21 protein-coding genes are annotated in these 25,007 nt (G+C 57.9%); 14 read left to right on the plus strand and 7 right to left on the minus strand.

The features are described 5' to 3' along the window. Nucleotides 1-432: 432 nt before the first annotated feature. The 6 genes from repA to ACZ5A6_RS14220 all read left to right on the plus strand — a co-directional run bounded on the left by repA (nucleotide 433) and on the right by ACZ5A6_RS14220 (nucleotide 6,306). Nucleotides 433-1,647 (plus strand): plasmid partitioning protein RepA, encoded by a 1,215-nt coding sequence (repA, locus tag ACZ5A6_RS14195; protein WP_026330729.1) that lies wholly within the window; start codon nucleotides 433-435, stop codon nucleotides 1,645-1,647. Continuing rightward, nucleotides 1,644-2,654: a plasmid partitioning protein RepB gene (gene repB / locus ACZ5A6_RS14200; protein WP_065662385.1), complete on the plus strand. Its 1,011-nt coding sequence runs from the start codon at nucleotides 1,644-1,646 to the stop codon at nucleotides 2,652-2,654. The genes repA and repB overlap by 4 nt, the downstream gene beginning before the upstream one ends. Before the next feature lie 185 nt (nucleotides 2,655-2,839). Further along, complete coding sequence (repC, locus tag ACZ5A6_RS14205; protein WP_075807636.1) at nucleotides 2,840-4,117, plus strand: plasmid replication protein RepC; 1,278 nt, start codon at nucleotides 2,840-2,842, stop codon at nucleotides 4,115-4,117. 399 nt (nucleotides 4,118-4,516) lie between these two features. Next, nucleotides 4,517-4,729: a hypothetical protein gene (locus tag ACZ5A6_RS14210; protein ID WP_112191654.1), complete on the plus strand. Its 213-nt coding sequence runs from the start codon at nucleotides 4,517-4,519 to the stop codon at nucleotides 4,727-4,729. Between the two features lie 66 nt (nucleotides 4,730-4,795). Beyond that, the gene (locus tag ACZ5A6_RS14215) at nucleotides 4,796-5,068 is read left to right on the plus strand and encodes a hypothetical protein (protein ID WP_112191653.1); all 273 of its coding nucleotides are present in this window, start codon (nucleotides 4,796-4,798) and stop codon (nucleotides 5,066-5,068) included. Between the two features lie 38 nt (nucleotides 5,069-5,106). Continuing rightward, nucleotides 5,107-6,306, plus strand: coding sequence for a low temperature requirement protein A (locus ACZ5A6_RS14220; protein ID WP_112291759.1), 1,200 nt, complete (start codon nucleotides 5,107-5,109; stop codon nucleotides 6,304-6,306). On the opposite strand, the gene ACZ5A6_RS14225 is transcribed toward ACZ5A6_RS14220, so the two are convergent. Continuing rightward, nucleotides 6,303-7,772 (minus strand): glycosyl transferase family protein, encoded by a 1,470-nt coding sequence (locus ACZ5A6_RS14225; RefSeq protein ID WP_112291761.1) that lies wholly within the window; start codon nucleotides 7,770-7,772, stop codon nucleotides 6,303-6,305. The two genes, ACZ5A6_RS14220 and ACZ5A6_RS14225, sit on opposite strands and share 4 nt — an antisense overlap. Before the next feature lie 147 nt (nucleotides 7,773-7,919). On the opposite strand from ACZ5A6_RS14225, the gene ACZ5A6_RS14230 reads away from it, so the two are divergent. Both ACZ5A6_RS14230 and soxR read left to right on the plus strand, forming a co-directional pair. Beyond that, nucleotides 7,920-10,025 (plus strand): TonB-dependent receptor domain-containing protein, encoded by a 2,106-nt coding sequence (locus ACZ5A6_RS14230; protein ID WP_112291763.1) that lies wholly within the window; start codon nucleotides 7,920-7,922, stop codon nucleotides 10,023-10,025. A gap of 154 nt (nucleotides 10,026-10,179) precedes the next feature. Beyond that, entirely contained in the window at nucleotides 10,180-10,635 is a 456-nt protein-coding gene (gene soxR, locus ACZ5A6_RS14235; protein ID WP_013761951.1) for a redox-sensitive transcriptional activator SoxR, read from the plus strand. A 38-nt stretch (nucleotides 10,636-10,673) separates the two neighbouring features. Here the strand turns inward: soxR and amyA are convergent, their stop codons facing one another. The 6 genes from amyA to ACZ5A6_RS14265 all read right to left on the minus strand — a co-directional run bounded on the left by amyA (nucleotide 10,674) and on the right by ACZ5A6_RS14265 (nucleotide 18,595). Next, nucleotides 10,674-12,161 (minus strand): alpha-amylase, encoded by a 1,488-nt coding sequence (gene amyA, locus ACZ5A6_RS14240; protein WP_080849916.1) that lies wholly within the window; start codon nucleotides 12,159-12,161, stop codon nucleotides 10,674-10,676. Nucleotides 12,162-12,293: 132 nt separating this feature from the next. Then, nucleotides 12,294-14,024 carry an acetyl/propionyl/methylcrotonyl-CoA carboxylase subunit alpha gene (locus tag ACZ5A6_RS14245; protein WP_025595303.1) on the minus strand — a complete coding sequence of 577 codons (1,731 nt, stop codon included), beginning with the start codon at nucleotides 14,022-14,024 and terminating at the stop codon, nucleotides 12,294-12,296. Between the two features lie 11 nt (nucleotides 14,025-14,035). Then, nucleotides 14,036-15,634 (minus strand): 5-oxoprolinase subunit B/C family protein, encoded by a 1,599-nt coding sequence (locus ACZ5A6_RS14250; protein ID WP_026330727.1) that lies wholly within the window; start codon nucleotides 15,632-15,634, stop codon nucleotides 14,036-14,038. Nucleotides 15,635-15,641: 7 nt separating this feature from the next. Continuing rightward, nucleotides 15,642-16,451 (minus strand): putative hydro-lyase, encoded by an 810-nt coding sequence (locus ACZ5A6_RS14255; RefSeq protein WP_112291765.1) that lies wholly within the window; start codon nucleotides 16,449-16,451, stop codon nucleotides 15,642-15,644. An 11-nt stretch (nucleotides 16,452-16,462) separates the two neighbouring features. Beyond that, nucleotides 16,463-17,230, minus strand: a complete 768-nt coding sequence (locus ACZ5A6_RS14260; protein ID WP_003511617.1) for a LamB/YcsF family protein — start codon at nucleotides 17,228-17,230, stop codon at nucleotides 16,463-16,465. 123 nt (nucleotides 17,231-17,353) lie between these two features. Beyond that, nucleotides 17,354-18,595, minus strand: coding sequence for an NRAMP family divalent metal transporter (locus ACZ5A6_RS14265; protein WP_003511614.1), 1,242 nt, complete (start codon nucleotides 18,593-18,595; stop codon nucleotides 17,354-17,356). 263 nt (nucleotides 18,596-18,858) lie between these two features. On the opposite strand from ACZ5A6_RS14265, the gene ACZ5A6_RS14270 reads away from it, so the two are divergent. From ACZ5A6_RS14270 to ACZ5A6_RS14295, 6 genes are all read left to right on the plus strand, one after another. After that, nucleotides 18,859-19,512 (plus strand): GntR family transcriptional regulator, encoded by a 654-nt coding sequence (locus ACZ5A6_RS14270; protein ID WP_003511611.1) that lies wholly within the window; start codon nucleotides 18,859-18,861, stop codon nucleotides 19,510-19,512. A gap of 102 nt (nucleotides 19,513-19,614) precedes the next feature. After that, nucleotides 19,615-20,202 carry an ANTAR domain-containing response regulator gene (locus ACZ5A6_RS14275; protein ID WP_013761946.1) on the plus strand — a complete coding sequence of 196 codons (588 nt, stop codon included), beginning with the start codon at nucleotides 19,615-19,617 and terminating at the stop codon, nucleotides 20,200-20,202. Between the two features lie 36 nt (nucleotides 20,203-20,238). Next, entirely contained in the window at nucleotides 20,239-21,516 is a 1,278-nt protein-coding gene (locus ACZ5A6_RS14280) for a CmpA/NrtA family ABC transporter substrate-binding protein (protein WP_065687981.1), read from the plus strand. Nucleotides 21,517-21,893: 377 nt separating this feature from the next. Continuing rightward, nucleotides 21,894-23,186, plus strand: a complete 1,293-nt coding sequence (locus ACZ5A6_RS14285) for a CmpA/NrtA family ABC transporter substrate-binding protein (protein WP_035199775.1) — start codon at nucleotides 21,894-21,896, stop codon at nucleotides 23,184-23,186. Between the two features lie 112 nt (nucleotides 23,187-23,298). Next, nucleotides 23,299-24,192 carry a nitrate ABC transporter permease gene (gene ntrB, locus ACZ5A6_RS14290; RefSeq protein ID WP_065687979.1) on the plus strand — a complete coding sequence of 298 codons (894 nt, stop codon included), beginning with the start codon at nucleotides 23,299-23,301 and terminating at the stop codon, nucleotides 24,190-24,192. A gap of 13 nt (nucleotides 24,193-24,205) precedes the next feature. Beyond that, a complete protein-coding gene (locus tag ACZ5A6_RS14295) occupies nucleotides 24,206-25,003 on the plus strand; it encodes an ABC transporter ATP-binding protein (protein ID WP_003511595.1) in 798 nt (265 codons plus the stop codon). Nucleotides 25,004-25,007: the final 4 nt, after the last annotated feature.

Consider the following 25,007-nt stretch of genomic DNA (forward strand, 5'->3'; position numbering starts at 1 on the left):
TCCAATCTGCGACAGCACGAAAGGTCAGGCGGTGGGCGCCGGACCCGTTGATACTCTAGTCGATGAGTAGAGATTAAACACCTGCCAATGTCTACCCTTCACTTTCCGCCGGCGGGATCGCTCATTGCACATTTGGTGCGCAGGATTCTCAAAGTTAGCCGCGGCAAACTTTCGCTCTGATCGCTCCATGTCAATTTTAAAGGAAGCCAAAAAACGCGTCTCAGCCAGAACGGAGACGAAGTTAGCCGCGGCTAACCGAAAAACTGTCACAAAAAGCAAAACTGATTCTTCCACAATGCCTTAGCGGTACTTCTGCATCCGGGAAAAAAGCCTATTGCGCCAAAAAGAGAATCGGCGCTTATATCTCAGTTGCGGAAAAAACCGTCTTTTTCGAAAAAAACCGCAACTGCAATATCGAGCGAAAGTAGATCCATGACACAGAGTGCCGACTCAAGATTTGCTGCAGGGGCACCCGACCTCACGAGCCTTATACAACAGCATTCGGCTGCATTGTCAGCCCAATTGCAGGCGCATAATGCGAATACGTTTTCACCGCATACCGAAAAGAGTATGCGCCATTTTTCGCCGGCAGAAACCGCCCGGCTGATCGGCATCGGTGAAGCCTATCTTCGTCAGATCGCCGCTGAGCGTCCGGAGCTCGATGCAGCGCAGGCATCCGGTCGTCGTTCCTATTCGGTAGAGGATATGGACGAGATCAGAAAGTTTCTCGATCAGGGCGCCCGCGGCGCGCGTCGCTATCTGCCCCACCGTCGCGACGGCGAGGAATTGCAGGTCATCGCCGTCATGAATTTCAAAGGCGGTTCGGGTAAGACCACGACATCCGCGCATCTGGCACAATATCTGGCACTGCGTGGTTACCGGGTTCTGGCTATCGATCTCGATCCGCAGGCCAGTCTCTCCGCTCTCTTCGGTCACCAGCCCGAAATGGATGTCGGCCCGAATGAAACGCTCTACGGCGCGATCCGCTACGATGACGAACGCCGGCCGATCGCCGAAATCGTTCGCGGCACCTATATTCCCAACCTTCATATCGTTCCAGGCAATCTGGAACTTATGGAGTTCGAACATGATACCCCGCGCGCACTGATGCGCCGCGCACCGGGCGACACTCTGTTCTTCGCTCGCATCGGCCAGGCAATCGCCCAGGCCCAGAATTTCTACGACGTCGTGGTCATCGATTGCCCACCGCAACTCGGTTACCTGACGCTTTCGGCGCTGACGGCAGCAACATCGGTTCTCGTGACAGTTCATCCGCAAATGCTTGATGTCATGTCCATGAACCAGTTCCTTGCCATGACTGGCGATCTTCTCGCTGAAATCGGCAGGGCCGGCGCACGCTCCGATTATAACTGGATGCGTTACCTCATCACGCGTTTCGAACCGAGCGATGGGCCGCAGAACCAGATGGTGGCTTTCCTGCGCTCGATCTTCGGTGAAAACGTCCTCATTCACCCGATGCTGAAGAGCACGGCCGTTTCGGATGCCGGATTGACCAACCAGACGCTTTTCGAGGTGGAAAGAACCCAGTTCACGCGCTCCACCTATGACCGCGCACTGGAAGCCATGAACAACGTGAACGCTGAAATCGAGGGATTGATTAAAAAAGCGTGGGGTAGGGCAGCATGAGCAGAAAACAGATTTTCGCCAATCTTGGCACGCCAGGCACAGACAACGATACCACTCCCGAGCGGTCCCGTCCGCGTGTCAGACCCATCCTCGGTTCTCCCGAACTGGTGACGGATGTGTCGAACTCGCCAGTCGGCATGATCGGCCAGTCTCTGAACGAAGTGTCGGAACGCTCCAAGCGTGCTGAAGAGATCGAAAAACGGCTCGCAGAGGGCCTTACGATCGTTTCGCTCAATCCTGCTGATATCGACCCATCCTTCATACCCGACCGCATGCCAGCCTCGGAAGAGGCGGATGCAGGCCTGGTGGAGGCTATTCGCGAGCAGGGCCAGCAGGTTCCCATTCTGGTTCGCCCGCATCCTGAATTTCCGGGACGTTATCAGGTCGCATTTGGCCATCGCCGTCTGCGCGCAGTTTCCAACCTGGGTATTCCGGTCAAGGCCGTGGTTCGCGATCTCAGCGACGAACAGCTGGTTGTCGCCCAGGGACAGGAAAACAACGAGCGCCGTGACCTAACCTATATCGAAAAGGCGCGCTTCGCCCAGAAACTGCAGATGCGGTTTCCGCGTGATACGATCATGGCGGCGATGTCCCTGCACAAGGGCGATCTTTCCAACATGCTATCGGTTGTCGGTCGCATTCCCGAGGATCTGGTCGATCTTATTGGTCCGGCACCCACCGTCGGTCGCCGTAACTGGATGGATCTCGCAGATCAGCTCTCCTCGTCACAGGTCAAGGAAGCGGCGCGCGCTTATGTACGGGAGCCATCCGTTGCCGCTCTTCCGTCCGAAGAACGCTTCAAGTCGCTTCTGGATTTTCTGAAACCCAAGGCACAGGCAAAGAAAGCCGGTGTCTGGTCTTCGGAAACTGGCAGCAGACTGGCAAAGGTGGTCGAAAGCGACCGCAAGCTGGATATATCCATCGACAAGAACGAGGCGCCGGAATTTGCCGATTTCGTTCTGGAACATCTTCAGGCGCTGTTTGCCGAATACCGGTCCAAGCAGTGATTGTTAATACCAACGACTAACAGGAGACGCATTACAAAAGAAAAAAGCCCCCGAACGTTGCCGCACGGAAGCCTTTCTTTGATCTAAGCAACCAAAGAATCTCATTTCCGCGAATCATAGTCAAGAGTCTTGGCATCGAATTTTTCGGTGAGCGATTTTCTTTTGCCTTGTGAAAGGTGAAAGACATGGACAGCACATGTGTAACGACGCCCTTTGGGCGGCGAGCGATGTCGTTTGGCGTCCTCGCAACTCAGTTTGCCGCGCAGAAAAATAAAAAGACCGAGGCGGTCGATAAATGGAAACTCTACCGTTCGGTCTGTGAAGCCAGACCATTGCTCGGCGTGACCGATCGTTCTCTCGCGGTCTTGAACGCCCTTCTGAGTTTTTATCCGAAAAATGAACTCTCCAGCGAAGCCGGTTTGGTCGTCTTTCCGTCGAATACGCAATTGTCATTGCGAGCACATGGAATGGCAGAACAGACATTGCGCCGCCATCTCTCGGCTCTCGTCGAGGCCGGTCTCATCATCCGCAAGGATAGTCCGAACGGAAAACGCTACGCCCGTAAGCACAGGGGCGGAGAAATCAGCGAAGCCTATGGTTTTTCGCTGGCACCGCTTCTCGCCCGCAAATCGGAAATCGAGGAACTCGCCGAACGCATCGTTCGCGAGCGGCTCGACCTTCAGCGGCTTCGTGAAAACATCAGCCTGTGCCGCCGCGATATCCAGAAGCTTTGCGAAATGATAGCCGCCAGCGGTGAAGTCGTAACGTCAGAAGGATTCCAGGCGCGCTACAATGCCATTGCCCGGTCTCTCGGCCGTAATTCAAAGCCTGTCGAACTCAAGGAAATCGCCGGATTTTTGGTCTCCCTGCGTGCAGAAGTGACCAACTATCTGGAAAATATTGAAAATTCGGAGAAATCGGGCGGCAATGACTGCCAAAATGAGCGCCTCATAAAGAATTCAGAATCCGAATCTATATCTAAACCGCAAAATTTGCGTGAACCGGTAATCGTCGCACCTGCCGACACGACAGTCGTACAGCCAGAATACGCCGTACCCGTCAGTGCAAAACCGTCATCGCAACAGCCAAAGCCTGTTCTTCATAAGCAATTTTTTGTTCCTGATATTGTTTTGGTTGTGAAGGCTTGCCCGGACATTTCCCTCTATGCACCCGGAGGAGCAGTGACTGGATGGCGTGATCTGGAAGTGGCGACATCAGTCATCAAAACCATGTTCAACGTTAGCCAGTCGGCCTACCAGGACGCCCTCACTACTTTCGGTCGACAGGGAACAGCGGCGATTCTTGCCTGCCTGCTGCAAAAGGCAGACCAGATCAGCTCGCTGGGCGGATATCTGCGCAATCTCACCCGTAAGGCCCACGAGGGCGGGTTTGATCTTCAGGCCATGCTTCTGGCGCAACTGCGGGGTCGAACTGACGGGATAGAGAGAAGCATGGCTGTATGAGTTCTTGAGGACGGACAGAAAATGGCGCCGGCTTGCCGAATTCCCAGTCTGCAGCTACATTGACGCTGTTTCTGTAAGACTCCGAAGATTCGCTGTGAGGCTGCCAGTGTTTACGAACAGACTGTGCTGGCAGGGGTTCCCATGGTTAATGCAAAGTAATGAAAGTTAAGCCTTGATTGACTTTCGTTTGAGTTATTCCATGATTGGTTTCAATCGCTTGAGTCCGGGTATCTTTTAGCGGTAGTGCGATGATACGGGCAGGAAAAGCGCGATTTTTATGCGTTTCTTGCGTGACTAGACCGGGGTAATGCCGAGATTTCGATATGGCACGATGTTGGAACTGAACCTTCCTTAAGATCGTGCGTTTCCCTACCTATGTGGGAAGGGGGCGGTGAGCCTATGGTTTTTCCAGACGATATGGAGCTGGCTGTCGCTGTTTACATGGCGGACATTGCCTTGCCTCGACATACCGCCATCGAAAAGCTCTTGAGGGCGGGACTTGAAGATGCCGGTTATTTAACCGGAGGTGAGGGGCGGCCGCCGGAAATTATCGACGGGCAACCAAGTTCAGACTATGTGCAATATCGAACCTATCTGGACGAGGACAGCTGAAAGACGGCTGGAACCAAACCGGGCGAGGGCTGTTTATGGCGCAGTCAATTGTGACAGGATGTGCCGATGTTCTCCAAGTCCCTCTTTATCGCGACAATTGTCATCTCCGCGACGAGCCACCCGATATTTGCTCAGCCTTTAGAGGTCAGCATATTGGAACCGACCAAGACCCCTAGCGCCGAATTCTCGCCTGGGGCGACCGCATCGAATTATATTACCGATGTCTCCGGCAAGACAGTGCGTCTAGTAGGACCGCGTTTTTATCCCGACAATGCGCGGGCGCTGCAGTTTCCCGGCCGGGACTCGAATGTTAATTCTTCGGTTGAAGCGCAACGCTAACGCGATCGCAATAATTCATATTGACGAACAGGGGCAGAATGGGAACCGAAAGCGAAACGTCCGGGCAGAAACCGGATGCGCAAACCTGGATCAAACAGGACGGGCACGAAGCAGAAAAGGCGACCTTTCCTGAACTGTTCTTCGATCTGGTTTTCGTTTTCGCGCTCATTCAGCTTTCCCATGCGCTAGCAAAGGACTTCGGACCGACAGCTGCGCTTGAGGCGGGCATACTGATATTGTCACTTTGGTGGTTGTGGATACACACCACCTGGATCACCAACCTGCTGAATACCGAAAAGGAGCCTGTCCGGATTCTGCTTTTCGTCCTGATGTTCGGCGGGGTTCTTTTGGCCATCGCGCTGCCGGAGGCTTTTGCGGAACAGGGTTTCGTGTTTGCCCTTATCTACAGTGCCATGCAGGTGGGACGGAGCCTGTTTGCACTTTATGCCTTCAAGGGAGAGGACAGGCAGTCTTTTCTGGTTTTTGTGCGCGTGACGATCTGGCTAGTCGTATCGAGCCTGTTCTGGCTGGCTGGTGGGCTTGTCGATCTGACGGATCGAATCCTCCTGTGGGGTATAGCACTCGCGATAGAATATGCCGGACCGGCTTTTCGTTATGTCGTCCCGGGATTGAAAGCAAGCGATGCGGACAAGCTGCATCTTTCCGGCGAGCACCTTGCGGAGCGCTGTGCGCTTTTCGTCATCATCTGTCTCGGGGAAACGATCCTAACCACCGGCCGCACGGCCACGGAATATATGAATTCTGGCCTCACATTCATCGTCTTTTGTTCGGCCTTCGTCAGCACCGTCACAATGTGGTGGATCTATTTCCATCACGGGCAGGAAGAGGCCTCCAGAAAGGCCGAACATGCCGACGAGAAAGCGAAGATTGCCCAGAATCTTTTCAACTACGGACATTTGCCTATAGTGGCCGGCATCATCCTCACGGCAGTTGGAGAGGATTTCAGCCTGTCCCATGCCCATGAAGGGACGACGATGAGGGAGTCACTCGCCATTCTTGGCGGCCCGATCCTGTTTCTAGCCGGTAATATCGGCGTCAAGATTGCTGCCACCTATCAGCGGCCGATCTCGCATTTTGCCGGAGTAGCGGCGCTCTGCCTGCTTCTGCCGGTGCCGGGCGTGCCGCTTTTTGCGCTGCAACTGGCAAGCACGGGGATTTTGCTGCTGGTGGCGCTGTGGGAATATCTGGCGCTGAAAAAATCAGTCGCCAACGCCTAAGCAATGGCGAAATCGCGTGCCCTGTCGTTCCACAGCCGCAGGCTGCGGGCATAGGCCTCTTCAAAAGGCAGAACCATATCATTGACCAGCATCAGGGCAATGGCAGCGGTGGAGACGATGATGGTTTCCGCCCTCTCGTCTCTGGCCGCCCCCGTCCAGACGGCGCGCCAATATTCGAAGGTGGTGAACATGGTCGGCATTTCGGCCGGTGGCGTTTCGCGGGCGGGAATGACGAACTCGACATCTTCGCCCTTGGAAAGACCGAAGATCCGGGTGCTGCGGAAGGGAGTAAATTGTGCGAAATCCCGCGTATTGCCGAGAATGGCAAGGCTCTCGACGGAAAGCAGCCGCGCCGTATCGCGATGAAGCTCCTGATAGGAGGGGCGGGCGACGCCGATAATGGTGCTTCTGGCGCGAAGCGGATTGAGAAGATGCACGACCGTATTGAGCGGCAGGCGCATTTCCAGAATGCCGTGCAGGCCAAGCAGGCTCTGAAACTGTAACGATAGTCCACCGATCGGCAGATAGGCGATCCCTTGCGAGGCAGTGGCCTTGGCCGCCTGCGAAAGTGAATGGCAGAGCGGTATGCCGCAGGCTTCAGCGGCGAGTTCGAGCTTACCGCCATTTTCTCCCTGGCCCACATGGCCGTGTAACAAGACGCTATATCCCGCCATGGATACGAGACGCGCGGAATGCAGGAACCAGGGTGCATCGCGGTGTTTGGGCGACATATAGGCCGGCCAGTCGAGATCGACCGATGCGGGCGCTTGCTGGTCTCTTTTTATATGGCCCCACATGGCTTCGATAAAACCGGCAAGCTCTGCCGCGGTCACACCGCGATATTGCATGGTCGCAAGCAGCGCTCCTATCTGTATGGGATCTGCATCGCCTTCGAGAATGATCGAAAGCGCGTCCATCGCCTCTTGCTGGCTGAGCGGGCGGCTGTTGCCGATGCCCATTGCAGAGGTCGCTATATATTTGGCGAGCCTGTGCTGCGGATCGGCATTGTGGCCGATGCGGGCAAGGCGGTCCGCTATATTTTCCGGTGTCGGCTGACCTTCCAGAAGAACGCTGGGGCGCAGCGAAAGAGGCGGCGCCTTCATCAGCACCGGCCGTTCCCAGCCGCTAACATTGGCGGCGGCGGGAGCTGCCGCTTTTTCCTGTGAATAATCGATCAGGTTTTCCGCCTCCGCCGCCAGCGAACGAATGCGCAGCCGCATGGTCTCGGCAAAGGGGGTGGGTCGCAAACCCTGGCCGGTGCGTAAGAACAGCTGGTCGCCGTATTTCTCGCGCAGCTGCTGTAGTATGCGGCTCATCGATGATGTCGGCAGTCCCATGCCTGCCGCTGCGCGGCTGACGCTTCCTTCCCGCAACAACGCATCGAACGCGACAAGTAGTTTCAGCTGACCAAGCCTGTCGGGCTTTGTCGGGGAAGCTGGTTCTTCTTTTCTCTTGCCGGTTGTCATCTTGCTGTTTTTTTACCCCGCCCCCGATTAGAGGGCGCCTTTTTGCAATTTCTGGAATTTAGAACTGTTCGAAAACAAACGCGTTGCGCCAGACCTCCCTCCTAAATAAGTGGGGGTAAATTCTCAAGTTAAATGCGGGGGCGTAACATGGAATTGAAGTACCGCGGGCAGGATATGGCCGCGACGATAATAAAGGCTGGCATTTCCGTCGCTATGGCGGGAACGGCGCTCAGCGTTGCCTTGCCTGCTGTCGCGCAGCAGGCGACCGACGGAACCACCGTTCTTCAGCAGATCGTGGTGACCGCGTCCGGCTTCGAGCAGAATGTAAAGGATGCTCCGGCCAGCATCACGGTTGTGACGCGAGAAGATCTGGAAAAGGGGTCTTACCGCGATCTGACAGACGCCTTGCGCGAAGTTCAGGGCGTATCTGTCACCGGCATTGCCAATGAGAAGGATATTTTCATTCGCGGATTGCCCGGCGCTTACACGTTGATCCTGGTTGACGGTAAGAGGCAGAGCACGCGCGATGCCCGTACCAATGGTAATTCCGGCTTCGAACAGAGTTTCGTACCGCCGGTTTCGGCGATCGAACGCATCGAGGTCGTGCGCGGCCCGATGTCCTCTCTTTACGGTTCCGATGCCATGGGCGGCGTCATCAACATCATCACCCGCAAGGTTGGCGATGTCTGGTCTGGCTCCGTCACCAGCGAGGGTACGGTTCAGCAACATTCAAAATTCGGTAATAGCGGTCAGGTGTCCTGGTATGCCAATGGGCCGATCCTGAAGGATCGGCTGGGGCTGCAGATCTGGGGCAGGGGCTTCACGAGCGGCGAAGACCGCATATTGAATGGTACGACGGGCGCGAAGGAATATGATTTCAATGGACGTTTGACCTTCACGCCGAATGAGGATCACGACATCTATCTCGAGGCTGGCAAAGCACGGTTGCGCCGCGATGCCGAGTCCGGCGAGACGCTGGCAGCCAATGCAGACGGCACCTACAACACCAATACGCGCGACCATTGGTCATTGTCGCATACCGGCCGGTGGGGACCGACCACGTCTGAATTCTCCTTCCAGCAGGAATGGGCCGAGCGCACCAACTTCACCAGAAACTTTCGCACGGGACGCGTCACTGAAAATCCGCGCTCGCCGGAGGTTCGCAATAGCGTTCTCGACGGCAAGTTCACCACGCCGTTCGAACTGTTCGGCAACCATACGCTCGTCACCGGCGGTCAATATTTCGAGGCACAGCTGAAGGACCAGAATCCGGGACGCCGTACCGGTCGCGACGAAACTTTCTCGGCGACGCAATGGGCGCTCTTCGTCGAGGATGAATGGCGCATTGTCGATAGCTTTGCGCTGACGGGCGGCCTTCGTCTGGATAACCATGAAAAATATGGCAATCATTTCAGCCCGCGCCTTTACGGCGTCTGGAGCGCAACCGACGATCTTACGATCAAGGGCGGCATTTCAACAGGTTTCCGCGCACCGGAAATCCGCCAGATCGCACCGGGTTACGCCTATACGACTGGCGGCGGTGGGTGCACCTATGCCTCGAACGGCACCTGCGGCGTGATCATCGGCGATCCGGGTCTGGAGGCGGAAAAAAGCACGAGTTATGAATTGGCAGCACTCTGGGACAATGGTGATGTTGCCCTCGGTGCCACCTATTTCTACACAGATTTCAAGGACAAGATTTCCAACGCGCTGGTGCTCAATCCGGATGGAACGCCTGCCCGCTGGAGTGAAGATAGCAATTATCGCCTCTGGTACAATTACAATATCGACGACGCGGTCATTCAGGGCATAGAACTGACGGCAGCATGGTATGCGACGCCGGAACTGACATTGCGCGGCAACTATACCTATACGCATTCCGAACAGAAGACGGGCGATTACGAGGGTTTTCCGCTGGCGCGGACACCGGAGCACATGGCCAATCTGAGAGGCGAATGGGTCACCCCGGTGGACGGGCTGGAAGCCTGGGCTTCGGTGAACTACCACGGATCGGAAATCAATGCGGGTCCGCGCATCGGTACGAACGGCAAACCGGTTACGATCAACGGCAAGGCCGGGCGTAAATATGACGCTTACACCACCCTCGACATCGGGGCGAAATATGCGGTGGCCGAAAATGTCGATCTCAACGCGGCGGTTTACAACGTATTCGACAAGGAAGTCGGCGCTGACGATTTCAACACGGTCATGGAAGGCCGCCGCTTCTGGATCAGCATGACCGCCAAATTCTGATCCGCGATATTTAAGAATTCAGAGGCGCCCGATGGGCGCCTCTTTTTACCATCCATACTATTGACCTCAACTATGGTTAAGGAATTATACCGGCTGCTCTCTAGTGTGTTTCCGCGTTTTTCAGAGCGGAGGCCGTTCAGAAAACGGAGCCGGCATGGAAAATACCATCTTTAAACACAGCCTGACGGTTGGGGAGGTTGCGCGTCGTAGTGGCGTCGCCGTTTCCACCATCCATTTTTACGAGGCGAAGGGATTGATCGAAGGCTGGCGCACCAGCGGGAACCAGCGTCGTTATCATCGCGCCGTCCTGCGGCGCATTGCCATTATCCGCATTGCGCAGCGGGCAGGTATCCAGCTCAGCATCATCAGGGACGCCTTGGCGGATTTGCCGCAGGACAGGGTGGCGACGACCGCTGACTGGCGCGTGTTCTCGCAGTCTTGGCGGGAAATGCTGCAGCTTCGTATCAACAACCTGATTATGCTGCGCGACCAGCTTACCGGCTGTATCGGTTGCGGTTGCCTCTCACTTGATGACTGTCCCTTACGCAATCCGAACGATGTTCTGGCCGATGCCGGCGCGGGCCCGCGCCGTCTCGTATCCGTCAAATGAGCAAGGTTTCCGGCTGGCTGCTTTAAAAGCAATTGTTCCTACTCGACGTCGGCCGGAACCCAGACACTGACGCTGCCGCCATTGGTGGAAAACAGACCCTTGCCATGCTCGTCAAGGGTGATCTGCTCGTGACGGTGACCAAGGAAATCGCGCCATACAGCTCCCGCCTGCTCAGGGCCGAGATCAATCTGTTTTTCCGCCGCCTCGCCGTTCGACATCACCACAACGCAGCCCGGCTCATCGGCGGTACCGTGGCGAATAAACGCAACGCAGCTCGGGTCGTCGAAAATATCCGTCTGGGCACCGTTGGAAAAGCGGCTGCGTGCCTCGATAAGCTTCGGAAGGCATTCGATAGCCGGCATGACGATCTCATGGTCGTTGCCGTCATTGCCGGTGTCTGTATAGGTCGTACCGAAAAGATCGGGATAAAAGACGCAAGGCACACCTTCTTCGCGCAGCAGAATGATCGCATAGGCCAGAGGCTTGAACCAGGGTTCTACCGGCGCTTCCAGAGATTGCAGCGGCTGCGTGTCGTGGTTGTCGACAAGCGTGACGGCGTGATCTGGAACAGCGGAAAGCAGCGAACCATCGAAGATAGTGCGCATGTCGAAATCGCCGCCCTGCTTGGAAGCGTCATGGAAGCGGTGGTGAAGGGCGACATCGAAGAGCATCAGCTGCTTGTCCACCAGATCGAGATAGCTTTTCAGCGCGTCTATATCGGGGTGCCAGTATTCCGCGACAACGAAGAGGTCGGGATTAATCGTGTCGCGCATATGGCCTACCCAGTCGCGGAAGAACCATGCCGGAATATGTTTGGCCGCATCCAGACGAAAACCATCCACCTGCACCTGTTCGGCAAGCCACCGGCCCCAATATTTCAGTTCCTCGTAGACAGCCCTGTTTCGGAATTCGACATCCGCGCCCATGAGATAATCGAAGTTGCCGTTCTCCTCGTCGACCTCTTCATTCCATTCGCCGTCGCCATATTCGTTGACGAGACGGAAAATGCCGTCCTCATCAGGCTCTTCGATATGGTCGACGCCGCTGAAGCACTTCAGGTCCCAGATGAATTTGGAATGTGTGCCGTTTCGGCCGGGAAAGGTGAAGCGCGTATAGGCGTGCGCCTCGAAATCCTCGTCCTCTATCTCGGTGCGGTCATCGGGATTGACGCGGCGAACCCGCACCTTCTCTCGTTCATCCGCGCCCATCTTGTGATTGAGAACCACGTCGTGAATGACGCGGATGCCGTTTTCCTTCAGCGTCCGACCGGCCTGTTCGAGGGCAGCGCGATCACCGTATTTGGTCGCGACTGTTCCCTTCTGGTCGAATTCGCCAAGGTCGAAGAGATCATAGGTATCGTAACCTACCGAAAAACCGCCCGCAGAACCCTTGTAGGCCGGCGGTAGCCAGACGTCGGTAATACCCATTCGGGCAAGGCTTTCCGCCTTTTCGGCCACCTCGCTCCATAATTTCCCTCCGTCCGGATAGTACCAATGGAAGAATTGAAGCAAGGTGCGTCCGGCCATATTTCCCTCATGATGGTTAGCAGGTCGCGCCATAAACGGCCCGGCGGCGAAAGGGTTCCGCCACCGTATTGACCAAACTTCGATTGTGAGGGGACCACCTTCCCTGATCGGTCCGGTGGCCTGGTCTATGCGTTATTCCGCAATTTCGAGAAGTGCCGCGCCCGCCTGAAGATAGTCGCCTTCCTTGACGATCAGGCGGACCTTGCCGGCCTTCGTCGCCACGATTTGCGTTTCCATTTTCATGGCTTCCATGACGGCCAGAAGATCGCCTTTGGAAACAGTTTCGCCATCGGTCACCTTGAACGATTGCAAGGTGCCGGAAACGGGAGCGATAATTTCACCTTCCTTCTCCTTGACCGACGCGCCGGGGGCGACGGCATTGCCGCCGCTGACAGCGCCGAGGCCGGAGAGCAGCAGGTTCGGCAGGCCGACAGAAACACGCTTGCCGTCGATTTCCAGAAAGGTGCGCGTGATGGAAGGGTCTTCAGCCGGTGCAGGACGTTCCATGGCGTCAGGCATGGCGGCGAAATCGGTCTCGATCCAGCGGGTATGAACCTTGAAACCGTCGGTGCCGATGAAGTCGTCCGTCTCGATTGCGGCGCGATGGAACGGCAGAACCGTGGCAATGCCTTCGATACGGAATTCTTTCAGCGCGCGGCGCGCGCGGCGCAGAACCTGATCGCGGTCGGTACCAGTAACGATGAGCTTCGCCATCAGCGAGTCGAATACGCCAGGCACGCTGGAGCCGCTGACGACGCCGCTATCCATACGGATGCCGGGGCCGGAAGGAGCATCGAAAATCGAGATCGTGCCGGGTGTTGGCAGGAATCCTCGGCCGGGATCTTCGGCATTGATGCGGAATTCCATAGAGTGGCCGCGCGGTTCCGGCGTTTCAACCACCCGCAGGGTGTGGCCCTCGGCGATGCGGAACTGCTCGATGACGAGATCGATACCGGTGGTTTCCTCGGTAACGGGATGTTCCACCTGCAGGCGCGTATTGACCTCCAGAAAAGAAATCGTGCCATCAACGCCGAGCAGGAATTCGACGGTGCCGGCACCGGAATAGCCCGCGGCGGCACAGATCGCCTTTGCCGCGTCGTGGATTTTTTGTCGCTGTTCGGCAGACAGGAACGGGGCCGGAGCCTCCTCTATCAGCTTCTGGTTCCGACGTTGCAGCGAGCAATCGCGGGTGCCCAGCACCAGCACATTGCCGTGCTTGTCGGCCAAAACCTGCGCCTCGATATGGCGGGGCCGGTCGAGGAAGCGTTCGAGAAAGCACTCGCCGCGACCGAAAGCGGCGGTCGCTTCGCGAACGGCGGATTCGTAGAGATCGGCGATCTCTTCCATCTTCCATGCGACCTTCAGGCCGCGCCCACCACCGCCATGCGCCGCCTTGATGGCGACGGGCAGGCCGTATTCTTCGGCAAAAGCGGTGACTTCGGCGGCGGTAGAGACGGGGCCGTCACTGCCGGCCACCAGCGGTGCGCCGACGCTGGTGGCGATGCGCCGCGCTTCCACCTTGTCGCCCAGCGCTTCAATGACATGTGGGTCGGGGCCGATCCAGCTAAGGCCGGCATCGATAACCGCCTGCGCAAATTCGGCGCGTTCGGACAAAAAGCCGTAACCGGGATGCACGGCATCCGCGCCGGCGCGTTTGGCAATCGCGATCAGCTTGGCGATATCGAGATAGGTTTCGGCGGGGCGGACGCCTTCCAGCGCATAGGCCTCATCCGCCAACCGAACGAATAGCGCATCCTGATCGGGATCGGCATAAACGGCAACCGATTGCAGGCCGTAATCACGGCATGCGCGTATGATCCGCACCGCGATCTCGCCGCGATTGGCAATCAGCACTTTTTTCATCGCTATTCTCCCTACAGACTTTTAGCCGCCGCGATTTCGGCAAAAGGGCCGATCGGGCGGAACTTGATTTTGGCATTGACGGGGATTTGCCCCGCAAGATCGAGATGGTATTCCGCGACCGCGCCGATGACGGGATAGCCGCCGGTCAACGGGTGGTCGGCAAGGAAAAGAACGGGCTGGCCGCTATGGGGAATCTGGATTGCTCCGGTGGCCGTGCCTTCGCTCGGCAATTCGGCACTGTCCCTGCGCTCCATCGGCACTTCGCCGGCAAGGCGGATGCCGACGCGGTTCGATTGCGGCGTGACCTGCCAGAGCTGGCCGGTCAGCGTATCGAGGCCCTTTTGCGTGAACCAGTCGGTACGCGGTCCGAGAACCACGTCGAGCGTCACAATATCGCCGGTTGCTGGCGGATCGAAGGCCGGAGCCTCGTCGACAGACACGCTGGAAAGTCCTGTCTTTTCGCCCTTCAGCGGCAGACTAGTGCCCGCAGTCACGCTTTCTGGACCGACTACGGCGAGCGTATCCGTCGCATAGCTGCCCAGCACGGGCTCGATATCGAACCCGCCACGCACAGCAAGATAACAGCGCATGCCCTTCGGCGGCTGACCCAAGGTTACGATATCGCCGGGTTCGAGAGACACGGGAACATGGGTTTGTGCGGTGAAACTGCGATCTGCGGTCTTGACGGTGATGGGGCAGGGCGCGCCCGCAATGCCGATGACGGCGCGGCTCGTGCTTTTGAAGGAAAAGCCGCCGAGCGTCAGCTCGAGACACGGCGAGTTAACGGGATTGCCGACGATACGGTTGGCGGCGTTAAACGCGCCACGATCCAGTGCGCCGGAGGCGGAGACGCCCTGTCCGGTTTGGCCGAAGCGGCCGAGATCCTGAAAAATGGCGGGCATGGGGGCCGCGAGCACCTCGAAATGCGGGCCTTCTCTTGTCATCTCAGGGCGGGCGGTGCGCGGCGCTGAGGTGGGAACATCAACCGTTCTTCCGGCCTTGTCCATATCGAAGAAACGCACGCGATAACCCGGCTGGAAAAGCGCGCCGGGATCACGGTCTATATCCCACATCTTCACCGGGGTGGTGCCGATGATCTGCCAGCCGCCGGGGCTGTTTTGCGGATAGACGCCGCTGAAGGCGCCAGCCAGCGCCACCGAACCCGCCGGAATGCGGGTACGCGGGCTTTGCCGGCGCGGCACGTGAAGAGCCGTATCGCCGCCAACCAGATAACCGAAGCCGGGCGCGAAACCGCAGAAGGCCACGGTGAATTCGCTTTCGGTATGACGGCGGATGACTTCGTCGATGCTCATGCCGGTCAGTTCGGCAACGTCGGCCAGATCTTCGCCGTTATAATGGACGGGTATTTCCACCAGATTGTCCGAGGGCGCGATTTTTGCGGAGAGATCGCGGCTGGAAAGCCGTGCAACCAGCGCCTCTGCGCCAATCTTTTCGGGGCGGAAACGGATCATCAGGGTGCGGGCAGCCGGAACCGTTTCGTCGATGCCCTCGATCGGATCGTTCTGAAGCGAGGCGAACAGGGCCAGCGTTTCATCGAGATCGGCAAGTTCGACGAGAATGGTGGTGAGGCTGACGGGGAGAAAACGCATCATATCCTCACGCGTGATAGGCAGAATCGGGAATGTCGGTGATGAACATGTGCCCGGGCGCATGGGTAATCGCGAACGGCACGCCGGACGCCATGACTGCAGCCTGAGGCGTCACGCCGCAGGCCCAGAAAACTGGAACCTCGCCGGGTTCAATCCGCACGGCATCACCGAAATCCGGCTTCGCGAGATCCGATATGCCAATTTCTTCCGGCGCGCCGACATGCACGGGCGCACCGTGAACCGCCGGAAAACGTCCTGAAATTGTCGCGGCATCGGCCACGCGCGAAGCCGGGATCGGTCGCATGGAAACGACCATGTTGCCCTTAAATCGGCCGGCCGGCCGGCAGGGGCGGTTGGTCAGATACATCGGAACGTTGCTTTTGTAGGTCATGTGACGGATTTCGATACCCGCTTCGACCATTGGCGTTTCAAAGGTAAAACTGCAACCGATCAGGAAAGCGACGAGATCGTCACGCTCTGCCCAGGCGGCGGTCGCATCCGCCGTTTCCTCGGCAAGTTTGCCGTCCCGCCAGATACGGTAAAGCGGCAGGTCGGTCCTGAGATCGGCACCGGGGGCAAGAAGCGTGGTTGGTGAGCCGGGATCTGAAACATCGAGCACCGGGCAGGGCTTGGGATTACGCTGCGCATAAAGCAGGAAATCGAAGGCCCAGTCGCGCGGCAGCACGATCATGTTGGCCTGTGTGAAACCGGGAGCGATGCCGGAGGTCGGCGCAACGAGGCCGCCACGATAATCGGCGCGGGCCGTCCGGGCGGCATGCGCATTGGTGTGGCTCAGAAAGGATAAGGGTATCGTCATTGGTCGCCCTTTTAGAGAATGGATGCAAAAGAGCGGATTTCGATGCCCTCGGCTTCGAAACGGCGGCGGATTTCCTGGGCGATCGCCACCGCGCCGGGGCTGTCGCCATGCACGCAGATGGATTGTGCTTCGATCTTGATGCTGCTGCCGTCGATGGCTTCGAGTGTTCCTTCGCGGGCAAGCTGCACCATCCGGTCGGCGATTTTGGCAGCGTCGTGCAGTACGGCGCCCGCCTCACGGCGCGAGACGAGTTGGCCTTCGGGCGTGTAGGCGCGGTCAGCGAAGGCTTCCGCGACGACAGCAAGGCCTGCCTTGCGGGCGAGATCGAGGATGGGCGCATTGGCAAGACCCATCAGCACCAGCGAGGCATCGACGGCCTTTATACCGTCGATGACCGCTTGTCCCTGTTTCGCGTCATTGGCGATGCGGTTGTAAAGCGCGCCATGCGGCTTCACGTAACGCACCGTGGTTCCGGCAGCGGCGGCAACACCCTTCAGTGCGCCTATCTGGTAGATGACATCGGCGATCAGCTCTTCGGAGGTCACATCCAGATCGCGGCGGCCAAAGCCGACGCGGTCCGGGTAGGAAACATGGGCGCCGACGACCACGCCTTTTTCGGCAGCGGCCTTGACGGTCCGGTAGATGCCGGCCGGGTCACCTGCGTGAAATCCGCAGGCGATATTGGCGCTGGAAACGATGGCAAGCATCGCCTCGTCATCTCCCATGCGCCACGCGCCGTAACTTTCGCCAAGATCACTGTTGAGATCGATAGCGGCCATGTTTGCCTCCCTTTAGAGCATTTCCAGCAAAAGTGCGTAGCGGTTTTGCGTCGGGAAAATGCGTAATAACAAATATATAGAGCGTTTCCGCTTTTCTCCGAAATGCGGAAACGCTCTAGTTTATTACAGGCCGAGCAGGCCAAAAATGGTGCCGGCGGACTTGTAGCCCATGTACCACGTCAATGCGCATGTCAGAACGCCAAGGCCGAGCAGAATGCGCGAGTAGCGATGGCCGCCCATCAGGTCTTCGCGCTTCCATGCGGCAAACAGGAAGATGCTGAGGCCGATGGGCAGGATAAGACCGTTCAGGCCGCCGACGAAGACCAGCATGGCGGCGGGCGGCGTCGTGATGAGCAGGTAGCAGACGAGCGAGACAGCGATGAAGATGACCGTCGCCATGTTGCGGGCGCGTTCGGTCATGTCCTGCTTGAACACGGGCAGGAACGAGACGGAGGTATACGCCGCGCCGATGACGCTTGTGATGGCCGCAGCCCAGAAGATGATGCCGAATAGGCGGAAGCCGAGATCGCCCGCGGCCGACCGGAAAGCCTGTGCGGCGGGATTGGCGGCCTGGCCCGATGTATCGATGACGACGCCGCTGGCGACAACGCCGAGAATGGCGAGGAACAGCACGTAACGCATGATGCCGGTGACAGCGATGCCGGTCAGAGCGGCGCGGTTGACGGCGGGCAGGTTTTCAATGCCGACCATTCCCCGGTCCAGCAGGCGGTGCGCGCCGGAATAGGTGATGTAGCCGCCAACGGTGCCGCCGACGATGGTGGTGATGGTCGCGAAATTGATCGTGTCCGGCAGGAAGGTCTGGCGGAAGGCATCACCGACCGGAGGCGCGGATACGAATGCAACGTAGAGCGTCAGCACGATCATCAGGATACCGGCGAAAATGATGAACCGGTCGACGGCGAGGCCAGCCCGTTTGGAAACGAAGATGGCGATGGAGAAGATTGCGCTGATGGCGCCGCCGATTTTCGGATCGAGCCCGAAGATGGCGTTCAGGCCGAGGCCGGTGCCGCCAATATTGCCGATATTAAAGAAAAGGCCGCCGATGATGACGAGAATGGCGAGAAGATAGCCGGAACCCGGAATGGCAGCATTGGCGATGTCGGACGCACGCATGCGCGTCAGCGTTACGATGCGCCAGATGTTGAGCTGAACGACGAAGTCTATGAGGATGGAAGCAAGAATGCCGAAGGCGAATGCGGCACCAAGCTGCATGGTGAATGTCGCCGTCTGCGTGATGAAGCCGGGACCGATGGCAGATGTTGCCATCAGGAAGATTGCTCCCAGAAGAGATGCACGTTTTGACATTTTGAGATCGGCAGTCGGGGTGAGCTTTTTCTGCTCCATGGATTTTCTCCGCTCCTGTCGCAATCCGCCCCTCGCGGATGCTTTATGACACCGATCTTGTCTTGTTCCGTGAGATTGTCAATATTGTTCAACAATAAATGATAATCGTTCTTTTATTTTGTCTATTTGTTGGACGTTATGAGTATGAATTCATCACGTTTTTTTGGCGCTTTGCTGAAGCTTTGTGCTATGGGCAATCATGCCGTGTCCGAACATGCCTGTCACGGAATTCCCAATGTTGCATTGCTCTTAAGGAAAGCGCCATGACGGAAACGATAGAGGGTCTGCCGCTTGCGGATCGATTGGCAAAGGGTATTCGCACCCTGCTGATCTCCGGTGAACTGATGCCGGGCCAGCGTCTTTCGGAAGCAGCCTTCAGCGAACGTTTCGAGGTCTCCCGCAATTCGCTGCGTGAAGCCTTTCGTCTCCTGACCAAGGATGGTCTGCTGCGTCACGAGGCCAATCGCGGCGTTTTTGTCGCCGTTCCCACCCTGGCTTCGGTGATTGATATTTACAGGGTGCGGCGCATGGTGGAATGCGGGGCGCTGCGTCAGGCCTGGCACAAGCACCCGGCCATCCGCACAATGCGCACGGCGGTCGATGATGCCAGGATAAAGCGCGACCAGGCAGACTGGTTAGGCGTGGGCAGCGCCAACATGAAGTTCCACGCCGCCGTGGTCGACCTTCTCGACAGCGCTCGTCTCAGCGATTTTTACGAGCGAATCGCCGCTGAGCTCAGGCTTTGTTTCGGCCTGCTGAAAGACCCGGAACAGCTCCATTCCCCCTTTGTGGACATGAACAGCAAGATCCTGTCACTGATGGAAGAGGGCAAGGCGGCTGAGGCCGGTGACGAGATGGAAATCTATCTCAATCTTTCCGAGCGGACGGTTTTGAAGGCGCTCGAACGTGCGTCCTGAGAAATCAGGCGGAGCGGGATGAAAACGTCCCTTTCACGTCCGCTCCATTTTTATATCGGCGCCTGATTGCCAAGTTTGTTGCGGTGCGTCATCAATGCCGACATGACGCTTCGCGACCTCACCATTCTCGTTATAGACGAAAACGCGATCCGCGCCTCGATCATCGAGGAGGGGCTGCGCGAGGCCGGGTATCATCGCGTGACGGTCATCCATGAGGTGCACGGCGTGGCGCGGACCATCGAGACGCTGCAGCCCGATGTCATCTTCATCGACCTTGAAAATCCCAACCGCGACATGATGGAGCATCTGTTTCAGTTGACACGCACGGTCGGCCGGCCGATCGCCATGTTTGTCGACCGCTCCGATACCGCGTCCATCGAGGCGGCCGTTGAGGCCGGTGTTTCCGCCTATGTCGTTGACGGGCTGAAGAAAGAGCGCGTCAAACCCATCCTCGATATGGCGGTCAGCCGCTTCAACGCTTTCAGCCGTCTGCGACAGGAACTTGCCGAAGCAAAATCGGCGCTTGAGGAGCGCAAGGTCATCGAGCGCGCCAAAGGCATTTTGATGAAAATGCGTGGCCTGTCCGAAGAGGAGGCTTTTGCGCTTCTGCGGCAAACGGCGATGAACGAGAAAAAGAAAATATCCGAGATCGCGCAAAGCGTGGTCACCGCGGCCGGTCTGTTGATGTAACGAACCCGCCGGCGGGACAGTCGAGGAGTGTATGATATGGCGGCACAGGAAAAATCGGCCGGTTCAAAAGCGGGCGCGCCGGCAATTGTTGGCAGCGACCGGCAAAAAATCCTGCGGGCAGGTTTTATTCCTCTTGTCGATGCGTCCGTCCTCATTGCTGCGGCGGAATTCGGCTTTGCCGAGCGCGAAGGCCTGACGCTCGATCTCGTCAAGGATGTGTCCTGGGCGAATGTGCGCGACCGGCTGGCATTCCGGCAATTCGACATTGCCCATATGCTGTCGCCGATGCCCGTTGCCTCCATGCTCGGACTCGGCTCCAACCCTTCGCCGACGATCACGCCGTTTTCACTTGGGCGCGGCGGCAATGCGATAACGCTTTCGACGCGGCTTTTTGCCCGGATGAAGGCGTTGACGGGGCTTTCCGAAACGGCGGGGGCGCTGGAAAATGCGAAGGCCTTAAAGCAGGTGCTGGATGACATGCGAGCGCGGGGCGAAGCTACACCGACGCTCGGCATGACCTACCCGTTTTCCTCGCACAATTACGAATTTCGCTATTGGCTCGCCGCTGGTGGCATTCATCCCGATCACGACGTCAAACTGGTGGTCGTACCACCGCCATTGACGTCGGATGCATTGGCGGCGGGCGCCATCGATGGTTTCTGTGTCGGTGCGCCGTGGAACATCGTTGCCGCCGAGCGCGGTGTGGGCAGGATCGTCGCTGCCAAGCAGGATTTGTGGCCGTCTGCGCCGGAAAAAGTGATCGGGATGCGGCCTGAATGGGCCGAAAGCCAGCAGGAAACGGTCAGCCGGCTGCTGACGGCGCTCGATGCCGCCGCACGTTGGTGCGACCTTGCGGAAAATCACGATGAGCTGAGCAGGACACTTGCCGATCCGCGTTATATCGGTGCGCCGCAAAGCATCATCCGCCATGTGCTTGCCGGTGAATTCAACATCGACAGCCAGGGCAACCGCCGGGTCATCGACAAATATTTCCTCTTCCACGGCGGCCATGCCAATTATCCGCGCCAGAGCCAGGCATTGTGGATTTACAGCCAGATGATCCGCTGGGGGCAGACGGAGTTTTCGCAAGGTGGTGTGGAGGCCACCCTGTCCGCTTACCGTCCAGATATTTATCGGGCGGCACTGGGCGATGCCAATGCGCCCGATGATGCCGATATTCGAGTCGAAGGGCAGGAGGCGGGTGACCGGTTCGTGGACGGTTTTGTTTTCGATCCCGCAGACATTGCTGGCTATGTGAATGGCTTTTCCGTGCGCAGTTCTGCCCCGTTTTCCATCTCCCAAGGCGAGGCCTGACAGCGGTCGGCCGGGCAAGCTGCGCAAATTTCAAGCGCGGAATTTATCCATTTGCGCAAACCATAGACAAAATTTCTACTGATTAAAATTTAATCGTCCGATTCAATCTCGGAAATTCCGTTTTTTTTCCAAGGCGATAGCTTCCATAAGTAAAACTGGCACGCCTCTTGCATCTTCGTCTTTGCACTGGTCAACGGCGATCGGGGCGAGCAGGGCGCGGCATAAGCGCTTTCACAGACATAGACGTCGCAAGGTTTTGCTGCCCGGAACACCTCCCGTTCCGAAGGCGCAAACACCGAGCGGCGTTTTTTTATTTTCAGGTTTTTTCGCAAGCGAACGCGCCACCCATGCGGTGGTCCAATAAGGGGAAGATGCGAATGAAAAAGATATTCTCGGGCGATGTCAGCCGCCGCACCATACTGAAGACGACAGCCGCCGCAGCCCTTGTTACCGCCGTGCGCACCGCTTTTCCGTCAGGCGCTTTCGCAGCCACGGCTGAGCCGGAAGTGAAGGGCGCGAAAATCGGCTTCATCGCGCTGACCGACGCCGCCCCGCTTATCATCGCGGCGGAAAAGGGACTGTTCGCCAAGCATGGCATGCCGGATGTCGAGGTTCTCAAACAGGCATCCTGGGGTGCGACACGTGACAATCTCGTGCTCGGCGGCGCATCGAACGGCATTGATGGCGCGCATATCCTGACCCCGATGCCCTATCTCATGCATACCGGCAAGGTGACGCAGAACAACGTGCCTGTGCCGATGGCGCTTATCGCCCGCCTCAACCTCGACAGCCAGGGTATTTCCGTCGCCAAGGAATATGCTGAAACCGGCGTTCAGCTCGACGCGTCCAAGCTGAAGGCGGCTTTCGAGAAGAAGAAGGCAGAAGGCAAGGAAATCAAGGCTGCCATGACATTTCCCGGCGGCACGCATGATCTGTGGATCCGCTATTGGCTGGCCGCCGGCGGCATCGACCCGGACAAGGACGTCTCCACCATCGTCGTTCCGCCGCCGCAGATGGTCGCCAACATGAAGGTCGGCAATATGGACGTCTTCTGTGTGGGCGAACCCTGGAACGAGCAACTCGTCAATCAGGGCATCGGCTTCACTGCCTGTACCACCGGGGAACTCTGGAAAGGGCATCCCGAGAAGGCGCTCGGCATGCGCGCCGACTGGGTGGAAAAGAACCCCAACGCCACCAAGGCATTGCTGATGGCCGTGATGGAGGCCCAGCAATGGTGCGATGAGATGGCGAACAAGGAGGAGATGTCCACGATCCTCGGCAAGCGCCAATGGTTCAACGTGCCACCGAAGGACGTTCTTGGCCGCCTCAAGGGCAATATCAATTACGGCAACGGCCGCGTGCTGGAAAATACCGGTCTGCAGATGAAGTTCTGGCAGGATCACGCGTCCTATCCCTTCCGCAGCCACGACAGCTGGTTCATCACGGAAAACATCCGCTGGGGTAAATTTGCACCCGATACGGACGTGAAGGCGCTGGTTGCCAAGGTGAACCGTGAGGACATCTGGCGCGACGCTGCAAAGGATCTCGGTGTTGCCGATATTCCCGCCTCCACGTCGCGCGGCAAGGAAACCTTCTTCGACGGCAAGGTCTTCGACCCGGAAAACCCGTCGGCCTATCTCGAAAGTCTTTCCATCAAGGCAGCCTCCTGAGGAGGAGACACGGGTGTCGCCCCTCCTCCGCCGGGTTGCCATTTAAAGATGGACACCAAAGGCCGGATGAGGGGCGAGATCCTGACCGCAACCGAAATCCAAAGGAAACGCCATGTCCGCATTGGCTCGAAATTTCAAGGAACAGCCGCAGCAACCGGTGGTACAAAAGGCAAACGTCGTGACCCTTCCGCCCAAACATCCCTCGCGGTTCAATCTGCGTAAACTGGTTGCTGCGGCGGCCCGCAATATCATACCGCCATTTGTCGTCCTCGCCGTTCTGCTGGGCGTCTGGCAGGTGCTCTGTTCCGCCCCCGGCTCGTCCCTGCCGCCGCCAAGCCAGGTATTCGAGGAAAGCTACGATCTCATCGTATCGCCGTTCTTCCATAATGGTTCGCAGGATATCGGCCTCGGCTTGCGCGTGCTGGTCTCGCTGGAGCGCGTGGCATACGGTTTCGGCCTTGCGGCCATCGCCGGCATCATTCTCGGTGCGGTCATCGGCCAGTCGGTCTGGGCCATGCGCGGCCTCGACCCGATTTTTCAGGTCCTGCGCACCGTGCCGCCGCTCGCCTGGCTGCCGCTTTCACTTGCCGCCTTTCAGGACAGCAATCCGTCGGCCATTTTCGTGATCTTCATCACCTCCATCTGGCCCGTCATCATCAATACGGCGGTCGGCGTGCGCAACATTCCGCAGGATTATCGCAACGTTGCGAAGGTGCTGCGGCTCAACCAGATCGAATTCTTCTTCAAGATCATGCTGCCGTCGGCCGCCCCCTACATCTTCACCGGCCTGCGCATAGGCATCGGCCTCTCCTGGCTCGCCATCGTGGCGGCGGAAATGCTGACCGGCGGCGTCGGTATCGGCTTCTTCATCTGGGATGCGTGGAACTCCTCGCGCCTGCCCGACATCATCGTGGCGCTCGCTTACATCGGCGTTGTCGGCTTCATGCTCGACAAGCTGGTAGCGGCGCTCGGCAAGGTCATCACCCGCGGCGCTGCGGCCAACTAAAAGGGCGACCATCATGAACGCTTATCTGAAACTCGATCATATCGACAAATATTTCGACAAGGGCGGTTCGCGCGCCGAGGTGCTGAAAGGCATCAACCTGACCATCGGCAAGGGCGAATTCGTCTCGGTCATCGGGCATTCCGGCTGCGGCAAGTCCACCATGCTCAACCTCATCGCCGGGCTGACCAAAGTCTCAGCAGGCGTCGTGCTTCTGGAAAACCGTGAGGTCAACGAACCTGGCCCGGAACGCGCCGTCGTATTCCAGAACCACAGCCTGCTCCCCTGGCTTTCGGTTTATGAAAACGTCAACCTGGCCGTCGCGAAGGTCTTCAGCAGTACCAAGACCAAAGCGGAACGCCACGACTGGGTCATGCGCAATCTGGATCTCGTGCAGATGGCCCATGCCAAGGACAAAAAACCGTCTGAAATTTCCGGTGGCATGAAACAGCGCGTCGGCATTGCCCGGGCGCTCGCCATGGAGCCGAAAATCCTGCTGCTGGACGAGCCTTTCGGCGCACTGGATGCGCTGACTCGCGCCCACCTTCAGGACGCCGTGATGGAAATCCACGCCCGGCTTGGCAACACCATGGTCATGATCACCCACGATGTGGATGAGGCGGTGCTGCTGTCCGACCGTATCGTGATGATGACCAACGGTCCCGCCGCCCATATCGGCGAAGTGCTTGACGTGCCGCTGCCGCGCCCGCGCAACCGCATCGAGCTTGCATCCGACAAGACCTACCTCAAATGCCGCGAGGCCGTGCTGAAGTTCCTTTACGAACGTCACCGCTTCGTCGAAGCTGCGGAGTAACCAC

The organism is Agrobacterium sp. 6Ca8 (assembly GCF_055382765.1).